Genomic DNA, 9,388 nt, shown 5'->3' on the forward strand with positions numbered 1-9,388 from the left:
GGCCATTATCGTGCCACTACCTTGCCCGGCCGCTCAGGTTCGGCGAAAAACGCGCGACACAGCGGGAAATGCGCACGCAGACGGCGCGTCACGGGGGAGGGGAGTCATGCTGGGGTTGCTGCGCAGGCGTCTGGCCGATCTCGGCACGGCGAAGAAACTGGCCATCGGTTTTACCCTGGTCCTGCTATTGACCGCGCTGGTGGCCGCGCTCGCGGTGCTCTCGCTGCATGCGCTGGGGCAGCGCTTCGCGCGCCTGCAGGAGATGAGCGCGATCAATCGCGACGTGCTGGAGGTTCGCCAGGCCGAGAAGGACTTTGCCCTGCACGGGGAAAAGAGTGACGCCGAGCGCTTGCGCCAGCGCCTGGCCGCGACCCTTGAACGGGTGGGCCGGCTCAAGGCCGACGGCGACGCCGATCAGGCGCTTGGCATGGCCGAGGTGGAGCAGGTGCTGGCGGCATACCTCGAAGCGTTTGGCCGCTTCGAGCAGTCCATCCAGGGACGCCAGTTGGCTTGGGAAAGCGCCAGCTGGTCGCTGAACGGCGCCGCCAACAGCCTCGATATCCTCCAGTCCAGCCTGGCCGAGGATGGCGCCTATGCGCTGAAGGAGAGCCAGGGACGCGACGGCGAACCGCTGTTGCAGCAGGCGGCCCAGGTCGCCCAGGTCAATCGCCTGGTCCTGCAGGGGTTGGACGAGGCCCGCTCGCGTCTCGAAGCGCGCGCCGCGGATGCGCAGGAGGGGCCGCCGAAATCGCTGCGCGAGGCGCTGGAGCTGGCCGCCCGGCTGGAGCAGGCGATCACCGACGATGCCTACGTGTCGGTGGTCAAGGACGTGCTGACCAATATCCGCGGTTTCGCCGACAAGCTCGCCGAGTATCGCGCCAGCCAGCGCCAGGAGCGGCAGATGTACGCCGCCATGGGCGAGCGTGCCGGGCAGGTGATGGCGCGTGTCGACCGTAGCTGGGAGGCGCAGCAGCAGGCCATGCTCCACAGCCTGCGGACAAACTCCCTGCTGATCGTCGGCGCCGCCGTGCTGGCGCTGCTGGTGGGCCTGGGCGCGGCCTTCGGCATCAGCCTGCTGATCGTCCGTCCGCTGCGCCAGGCGATGGGCGTGGCGCAGCGGATCGCCGAAGGCGACCTGGCGGTGCGGGTCGACAGCGAGCGGCGCGACGAGGTTGGCCAACTGATGGCCGCGATGCGCGCCATGACCGGCAGCCTGCGCGGTATCGTCAGCCAGTTGCAGGACGGCGTCGGGCGGATTGCCGGCGCTTCCGAGGCGCTGTCCGGCGTTACCACGCGCACCCGCCTGGGAATCGACAGCCAGCGGGCGGAAACCGAACAGGTGGCCACGGCGATGAACCAGATGGCCGCCACCGTCCATGAAGTGGCGCACAACGCCGAGGAAGCCGCGGGGTCGGCGGAAAGCGCCGACGGCAAGGTCAGCGTCGGCCAGGAGGTGGTACGCCAGACCCTGGATCGGATCGAGCGACTGGCCGAGGCGGTGCGCGCGGCCACCGCCAGCGTCGAGGCGCTGAGCGCCGACAGCCAGCGCATCGGCAGCGTGCTGGACGTGATCAAGAGCGTGGCCGAGCAGACCAACCTGCTGGCGCTGAACGCCGCCATCGAGGCGGCGCGGGCCGGCGACCAGGGTCGAGGCTTCGCCGTGGTCGCCGACGAGGTGCGGGCGCTGGCGCGGCGCACCCAACAGTCCACGGCCGAGATCGAGACCCTGATCGGTGCCTTGCAGAATGGCACGCAGCAGGCGGTGCAGCGTATGCAGCGCAGCCACCAGTTGGTGGACCAGAGCGTCGACGACGCGCTGCAGACCGAGGCGGCGCTGGGCAACATCGCCACGGCGGTGGCGCTGATCCAGCAGATGAACCAGCAGATCGCCGCGGCCTCCGAGCAGCAGAGCGCGGTCGCCGAGGAGATCAACCGCAGCGTCACGGCGATCCGCGAGGTGGCCGATCAGTCGGCCCAGGCCATGCAGTCGACGGCTTCGTCCAGCGAACAACTGGCGGAGCTGGGGCGCGAACTACAGGGCATGGTCAGGCATTTCCGCTTGTAGCCGCGGCCTGGGCGGCGAGTCTTTCCTGCTGGCGCAGCCAGTAGCGATAAGCACTGACCCCCGAGCGCACCGAGCTGAATACCAGCGGCGGCTTGATCTCGCCGAGCATGCTCGAGCGTTGCAGCAGGTCCAGCGTCTGCCCGGTCACCCGCGCCAGCGACAGGTGCACGCCCTGGGCCTTGAGGATCTGTTGCACCTCGTGGAGGGTGGCCAGGCCGCTGATGTCGAGGTTGGTCATGGCTTCGGCGTTGAGCAGCACCGCATTCGGCCGCTCGCTGCCGTCCACCACGGCAAGCACCCGCTGCTTGAAGTAGTCGGCGTTGAAGAACAGCAGGGGGGCGTCGAAGCGGTAGATCACCAGGCCGGGAAGAGTGGTGGCCTGCGGGTACTTGGCCAGCTCGACCTGGCCGTCGATGCCGTGCATCCAGCCGAGCACCGCGTCGCTCGGGCGATAGGTGTAGTAGAGCAGGCGCAGTACGGCGATGCTGACGGCGACGAAAATTCCCGGCAGCACGCCGACGCTGAGTACGCCGACGGTGGTCAGCAGGCAGAGGCTGAACTCGAAGCGGCTGAGCTTCCAGAAGCCTTTCAGCGCCTGCACGTCGATCAGACCCCAGCCGGCCAGCAACAGGACCGCGCCGAGCGCCGGCATCGGCACCCAGCCCAGGGGCTTGTTCAGCAGCAACAGGGTGGCGGCGATCACCAGCGCGGCGACCACGCCGACCAGTTGGGTCTTGCCGCCGACCATGTCGTTCACCGCGGTGCGGGAGTCGGCGCCGCTGATGGCGAAGCCCTGGGAGACCCCGGCGCCGATGTTGGCCAGGCCGAGGGCGACGAATTCGTGGTTGGCGTTGATGCTGTAGCCGTGGCGGGCGGCGAAGCTGCGCGCGGTGAGCATGGCGCTGCAGAAGCTGACCACGGTAATGCCGGTGGCGTCGCGCAGCAGGCTTTTCAGTTCCTCCAGGCTGGTCTGCGGCCAGCTCAGTTGCGGCAGCCCGGCCGGTACCTCGCCAAGCAGTTCCACGCCGTAGCGATCCAGGCCCAGCAGCGCCGCGGCGAGACTGGCCAGGAGGACGCCGCAGAGCGCCCCGGGCAACTGCGGGAAGCGCCGCGGCAGCAGCACCATCAGCAAGAGCGAGAGGCTGCCGAGGATCAGCGTCGGCCAATGGATGTGCAGCAGGTTCTCCAGCAGCGCGAGGATGCCGGCGACGAAGCCGCTGGTCGCCGCCTCGTAGCCGAACAGCTTGCCCAGTTGCCCGACCAGCAGGCTCAGGCCGATGCCGTTGAGGTAGCCGACCAGGATCGGTCGCGAGAGGAAGCTGGCGATGAATCCGGCGCGGGCCAGGCCGGCGACGATGGAGAACAGCCCGACCATGATCGCGACGATCATCGACAGGTCCACCAGGCGCTGCGGGTCGCCCGCCGCCAGCGGGGTGATGGCGGCGGCGACCATCGCCGCGGTCGCCGCGTCGGGGCCGACCATCAACTGTCGCGAGCTGCCGATCAGGGCGTAGATCAGCATCGGCAGGATGCACGCATAGAGGCCTACCTGGGGCGGGAAGCCGGCGATCTGGGCGTAGGCGATGGCAGTGGGGATCTGGATCGCCGCCACCGACAGCCCGGCCTGGACATCCGGACGGAACCAGGCGCGGCGGTAGTGGAGCAGGCTATCGAGTCCGGGTACCCAGCGGGCGAGTGGCATGCGGCTGATTCCTTGCAGGCGCGGATGCCGCAGCTTAGCCCGAAGGACAGGCGGCAGGATTGCCGGGAATCATTATTTCTTCAGTGCACACGCTCTTCGAGGCGAGGCGCAGGGCGGATAGCGCAAGGCACTATCCGCCGCTTCTTCGCGCCGGCGGCGGACCTCAGACCTTCAACACCAACTTGCCGAAGTTTTCCCCGCTGAACAGCTTGAGCAGGGTCTCGGGGAAGGTCTCCAGGCCTTCGACGATGTCCTCGCGCGATTGCAGCTTGCCTTCCGCCAGCCAGGTGGCCATCTCCTTCAGGCCTTCTGGGAAGCGCTGGGCATAGTCCATCACCACCATGCCTTCCATGCGCGCCCGATTGACCAGCAGCGACAGGTAGTTGGCCGGGCCGCGCACCGCTTCCTTGTTGTTGTACTGGCTGATCGCCCCGCAGAGGACGATGCGTGCCTTGAAGGCGATACGGGTGAGCACCGTGTCGAGGATTTCGCCGCCGACGTTGTCGAAGAACACATCGATGCCCTTCGGGCATTCGCGCTTGAGTCCAGCGGCGAGGTCTTCGTTCTTGTAGTCGATGGCGCCGTCGAAGCCCAGCTCCTCGACCAGGAAGCGACATTTCTCGGCGCCGCCGGCGATGCCCACCACCCGGCAGCCCTTGAGCCTGGCGATCTGCCCGGCAACGCTGCCCACCGCACCGGCGGCGCCGGAGATCACCACGGTCTCGCCGCTCTTCGGCTGGCCGACGTCGAGCAACGCGAAGTAGGCGGTCATGCCGGTCATGCCCAGCGCCGAGAGATAGCGCGGCAGCGGCGCGCGGGACGGGTCGACCTTGTAGAAACCCTTGGGCTCGCCGACGAAATAGTCCTGCACGCCGAGGGCGCCGTTGACGTAGTCGCCGGTCTGGAAGCCGGGGTGCTTCGAAACCAGCACCTTGCCGACGCCGAGCGCGCGCATCACCTCGCCGATCCCCACCGGCGGGATGTAGGAGCGGGCGTCGTTCATCCAGCCGCGCATCGCCGGGTCCAGCGACAGGTACTCGTTCTTCACCAGGATCTGGCCCTCGGCCGGCTCGCCGAGCGGGGTCTCGACGAAACTGAAGGTGTCGCGGCCGGGCAGCCCGCTGGGACGCTGGGCCAACTGGTATTGCCGATTGATCTGGGAGGTCATGGCAGGGCACTCGAATGTCGGGAAACAGGTCCCTAGGGATAGCCGGCACCGGCGCCGGCGGCAAGCGAAGGCGAGTGCGGAAATGACCGGTCATCTATGCCGATGATTCGCCACCATCAGTCTTATCAGCGGGCTGGATGGCCCATCCTCCAGTCCCCTGATAGTGCTATGCCTTGCGCCGGCCCTGGCTAGACTGGCGCGGCCCGGTTCCGTCGCGGTTGGCGGAAGGCGATTTTCCGAGGAGCAGCAGATGAGCAAACTTCTTTCCGGCCAGGTCGCACTGGTCACTGGCGGTGCGGCGGGCATCGGCCGCGCTACCGCGCTGGCCTTCGCCGCCGCCGGGGTCAAGGTGGTGGTCGCCGACCTGGACAGCGCCGGCGGCGAGGGCACGGTCGAAGCGATCCGCCAGGCAGGTGGCGAAGCCCTCTTCATTCGCTGCGACGTCACCCGCGACGCCGAGGTCAAGGCGCTGGTAGAGGGTTGCGCGGCGGCCTACGGCCGTCTCGACTACGCCTTCAACAACGCCGGCATCGAGATCGAGCAGGGCAAGCTGGCCGACGGCAACGAAGCCGAGTTCGACGCCATCATGGCTGTCAACGTGAAGGGCGTCTGGTTGTGCATGAAGCACCAGATCCCTCTGATGCTGGCCCAGGGCGGCGGCGCGATCGTCAACACCGCCTCGGTCGCCGGGCTCGGCGCGGCGCCGAAGATGAGCATCTACGCTGCTTCCAAGCACGCGGTGATCGGCCTGACCAAATCGGCGGCGATCGAGTACGCGAAGAAGGGCATCCGCGTCAACGCCGTGTGTCCGGCGGTGATCGACACCGACATGTTCCGCCGCGCCTACGAGGCCGATCCGCGCAAGGCCGAGTTCGCCGCCGCGATGCATCCGCTGGGTCGGGTCGGACGGGTCGAGGAAATCGCCGCTGCGGTGCTCTACCTGTGCAGCGACCACGCGGGCTTCACCACCGGTATCGCCTTGCCGGTGGACGGCGGGGCGACGGCGATCTGAGCGGGCGGCGATACAATCGGGATGCTCCGGCGCGGGGCATTCGCATTCTGTTACAGGTCGGCGCGCGGTTTGGCGCGCCAGGCCACTGCCGGGGGACTAACCTGGGTCGAGAATCCGGGGCCTGAGCCCGTCTCCATCGCATCGGAGCAATAACAATAATGACCGCCGATCCCATCCTGACCCTGTTCCTCCCCATCGCCCTGGGCATCATCATGCTCGGTCTCGGACTGTCCCTGACCCCGGCCGACTTCCTCCGCGTGGTGCGCTACCCGAAGCCGGTGCTGGTCGGCCTGGTGTGCCAGATCGTCCTGCTGCCCATGGCCTGTTTCCTGATCGTCCAGGGCTTCGCCCTCGAGGCGGCCCTGGCGGTCGGCATGATGTTGCTGGCGGCCTCGCCCGGCGGCACCACCGCCAACCTCTACAGCCACCTGGCGCATGGCGACGTGGCACTGAACATCACCCTGACCGCGGTGAACTCGGTGATCGCCATCCTCACCATGCCGCTGATCGTCAATCTGTCGCTGCAATACTTCATGGGCGACGGGCAGGCGATTCCCCTGCAGTTCGGCAAGGTCATGCAGGTGTTCGTCATCGTCCTCGGCCCGGTGGCCATCGGCATGCTGGTGCGCAACCGCCTGCCGGCCGTGGCGGATCGGCTGCAGAAGCCGGTGAAGATCCTTTCCGCGCTGCTGTTGCTGGTGATCATCCTGCTGGCGCTGGCCAAGGACTGGCAGACCTTCGTCACCTACGCGCCGGTGGTCGGGCTGGCCGCGCTGGCCTTCAACCTGCTGAGCCTGGCGGTGGGCTACTGGGTACCGCGCCTGCTGCGCCTGCCGAAGGCCCAGGCGGTGGCCATCGGCATGGAGATCGGCATCCACAACGGCACCCTGGCGATCGCCCTGGCGCTGAGTCCGAGCCTGCTGAACAACAGCACCATGGCGATTCCGCCGGCGATCTACGGAGTGTTGATGTTCTTCACCGCGGCGGCCTTCGGCTGGTGGGTCAGCCGTGGCCACCAGGCCGCGCCGGCGCCCGTGACGGCGCCGGACTGAGGTCGGTCAGCCGCGCCGCCAGTTGAGCACGAACTGAGTCAGCAGGCCGGCCACCAGGCCCCAGAACGCCGAGCCGATGGACAGCAGGGTGAAGCCGGAGGCGGTGACCATGAAGGTCACCAGCGCGGCCTCGCGCTGGCGCTCGTCGGCCATCGAGTTGGCCAGGCCGTTCATGATCGAGCCGAGCAGGGCGATAGCGGCGATGGACAGCACCAGTGCCTTGGGGAACGCCGCGAACAACGCTGCCAGGGTGGCGCCGAAGGTTCCCGCGACGCAGTTGAAGAAGCCGCACCAGAGCGCCGCGGTATAGCGCTTGTGCGGGTCCTCGTGGGCCGAGGGACCGGTGCAGATCGCCGCGCTGATCGCCGCCAGGTTGATCCCGTGGGAGCCGAACGGCGCCAGCAGGATCGAGGCGATGCCGGTGCTCGAGATCAGCGGCGAGGCCGGCACCTGGTAGCCGTCGGCGCGCAGCACGGCGATGCCGGGCATGTTCTGCGACGCCATGGCGACGATGAACAACGGGATGCCGATGCTGATGGTGGCGGCCAGGGAGAAGCTCGGCGTGGTCCACTCCGGTACCGCCAGTTCCAGGCGGAACCTGCTGAAGTCCAGTTGGCCCAGTATCCCGGCCAGCAGCACCCCCACCAGTAGCGCAGCGAACACCGCATAGCGCGGCGAGAAGCGTTTGCACAGCAGATAGCTGAAGAACATCGCCAGCACCAGCAGGGTCTGTTGCTCGGCGGCGTTGCAGATCTCGATGCCGATGCGGAACAGCACCCCGGCCAGCAGCGCCGAGGCCAGCGAGGAGGGAACCTGGCGCATCAGGCGTTCGAAGCTGCCGGTGACGCCGCACAGGGTGATCAGGAGGGCGCAGACGATGAAGGCGCCGATCGCCTCGCTGTACGGCACTCCGGGCAGGCTGCTGATCAGCAGCGCCGCGCCGGGGGTGGACCAGGCGATCACGATCGGCACCCGGTAGCGCAGGGTCAGGCCGATGGTCGCCAGGCCCATGCCGATCGACAGGGCCCAGATCCACGAGGAAATCTGCGCGCTGCTGAGACCGGCGTTCTGCCCGGCCTGGAACATCAGTACCAGCGAGCTGGTGTAGCCGGTGAGCATGGCGACGAAGCCGGCCACCACGGCGGCGGGAGAGGAGTCGGCGAACGGACGCAGACGAGGCTGGGGCAGGGTGGTTTCGGTCATGCCGGGTACTTCCATGGAGTGTGCGGGACGACCGGGCACGGCGGTGGGTGGAGCCACGGGGCAGGTTGCGCGAGGCGCGGAGTGCCGATCATCTTTTTCTGTTTTGCGCAGCCTAAACAGCCGGCCAGGGGCTGTCCCGGTACAGCCGCGGACATAGTTGGCCATACAGTCGCAGCTGCCGGAAGCTGGCGGAGCTGGTAACTTCCCGGCATTTGCCGAGGAGCTTCGCCATGGATGCAAACCCCTACGCCACGCCGCGTGTCGAATTGGTCGAGCAGGGCATACCGGATGCTTTCCGCCGGCGCTGGACGCCCGCGCAACTGCGCATCCTCGCCTGGCTCTGCCTGGCCTCGATAGCCGGCGGCGTGGTGCTGATGGTGCTCAGCCTGCTGGAGGCATTCGGCGATGGCGCCGCGTTCGGGGTCTACGCCGACTGGCTGGGCCTGCTCCTCAGCCTGCTCGGCGCCTACCTGCTGCTGCGGCTCAAGCACCTGGTCGAGTCGCGCTTTCGCGGCCCCTCGCTGGCCTGGCCGGTATGGTTGTCGATTCTCCTGACCCTGCTGGGCGAGGGCTGGAGCCTGCTGGCGGTTACCGACGATGCGCTGCAGGGTTGGAACTGGCAGGCGCTGGTGTACTTCGCGCTGCTTGCGCTGATCGGCGCTACCACCCTCTGGCTGGGCCTGCGTCTGCTCAAGCAGGAAAACCTCTATCCGTCGCTGCGGATCATGGCCTGGCTGGACATCGCCGGCGGCGCGATGCTGGCTTCGGTGCTGTTGCTGGTGCTGGCGGTACTGCCGCTGCTGGCCGCCACCCTGGCCATGGCGCTGGCCTGCTGGCGCGCGGCGCGGGAGTTGGAGCGGAGCTAGCGGGCAGCCGGTCGGCTTGTCGAGCGTCCAGGCGCCAGGCCCATGGGGCGTCAGTCGGCGGCCTCCGTCGCCGCTTCGCCGCGGCTGCCTGCATGCGCCCGAGCCAGGGTGCGATTGACCGCCAGCCAGCCGGAGACCGCTTCGCCGCCGGCTTCCTCGAAGCAGCGTTGGAGCAGCCGCGATTGCTCGCGACGCAGCGCCTTTTCCAACCGCACGCCCTCGGCGGTGAGGCCGAGGAGGCGTTTGCGCTTGTCGTCGTCGGCGGTGGCGCTGCCGATCAGGTTCATCTCCAGCAACTGGCGCAGCGGGATGTTCAGCGC

General features: G+C 68.1%; 7 protein-coding genes and 1 pseudogene. 4 read left to right on the forward strand and 4 right to left on the reverse strand.

The annotated features are described in order from the left end of the window. The first annotated feature begins 106 nt into the window (after positions 1-106). Positions 107-2,065, forward strand: coding sequence for a methyl-accepting chemotaxis protein (locus FFS27_RS22215; RefSeq protein ID WP_009314697.1), 1,959 nt, complete (start codon positions 107-109; stop codon positions 2,063-2,065). Here the strand turns inward: FFS27_RS22215 and FFS27_RS22220 are convergent. Further along, on the reverse strand, positions 2,046-3,767 hold the full coding sequence (locus FFS27_RS22220; protein WP_003087559.1) for a SulP family inorganic anion transporter: 1,722 nt from the start codon (positions 3,765-3,767) through the stop codon (positions 2,046-2,048). The genes FFS27_RS22215 and FFS27_RS22220 overlap by 20 nt on opposite strands. A gap of 163 nt (positions 3,768-3,930) precedes the next feature. Then, positions 3,931-4,935: an NADP-dependent oxidoreductase gene (locus FFS27_RS22230; RefSeq protein ID WP_003087564.1), complete on the reverse strand. Its 1,005-nt coding sequence runs from the start codon at positions 4,933-4,935 to the stop codon at positions 3,931-3,933. A gap of 250 nt (positions 4,936-5,185) precedes the next feature. On the opposite strand from FFS27_RS22230, the gene FFS27_RS22235 reads away from it, so the two are divergent. Both FFS27_RS22235 and FFS27_RS22240 read left to right on the forward strand, forming a co-directional pair. Continuing rightward, entirely contained in the window at positions 5,186-5,947 is a 762-nt protein-coding gene (locus tag FFS27_RS22235; protein ID WP_003120415.1) for an SDR family oxidoreductase, read from the forward strand. A gap of 158 nt (positions 5,948-6,105) precedes the next feature. Then, complete coding sequence (locus tag FFS27_RS22240) at positions 6,106-6,999, forward strand: bile acid:sodium symporter family protein (protein ID WP_003087569.1); 894 nt, start codon at positions 6,106-6,108, stop codon at positions 6,997-6,999. Positions 7,000-7,005: 6 nt separating this feature from the next. Here FFS27_RS22240 and FFS27_RS22245 read toward each other — a convergent pair whose 3' ends face one another. Next, positions 7,006-8,202, reverse strand: a complete 1,197-nt coding sequence (locus tag FFS27_RS22245; RefSeq protein WP_021264577.1) for a benzoate/H(+) symporter BenE family transporter — start codon at positions 8,200-8,202, stop codon at positions 7,006-7,008. Positions 8,203-8,432: 230 nt separating this feature from the next. Between FFS27_RS22245 and FFS27_RS22250 the strand changes: the two genes are divergently transcribed. Then, on the forward strand, positions 8,433-9,068 hold the full coding sequence (locus FFS27_RS22250) for a hypothetical protein (RefSeq protein WP_009876209.1): 636 nt from the start codon (positions 8,433-8,435) through the stop codon (positions 9,066-9,068). Between the two features lie 50 nt (positions 9,069-9,118). Here the strand turns inward: FFS27_RS22250 and FFS27_RS22255 are convergent. After that, a pseudogene (locus FFS27_RS22255) lies at positions 9,119-9,388 on the reverse strand (MarR family transcriptional regulator); the annotation flags it as partial.

The sequence above is a fragment of the Pseudomonas sp. 2VD genome (assembly GCF_005503585.1).
Taxonomy (GTDB): Bacteria; Pseudomonadota; Gammaproteobacteria; order Pseudomonadales; family Pseudomonadaceae; genus Pseudomonas; species Pseudomonas aeruginosa.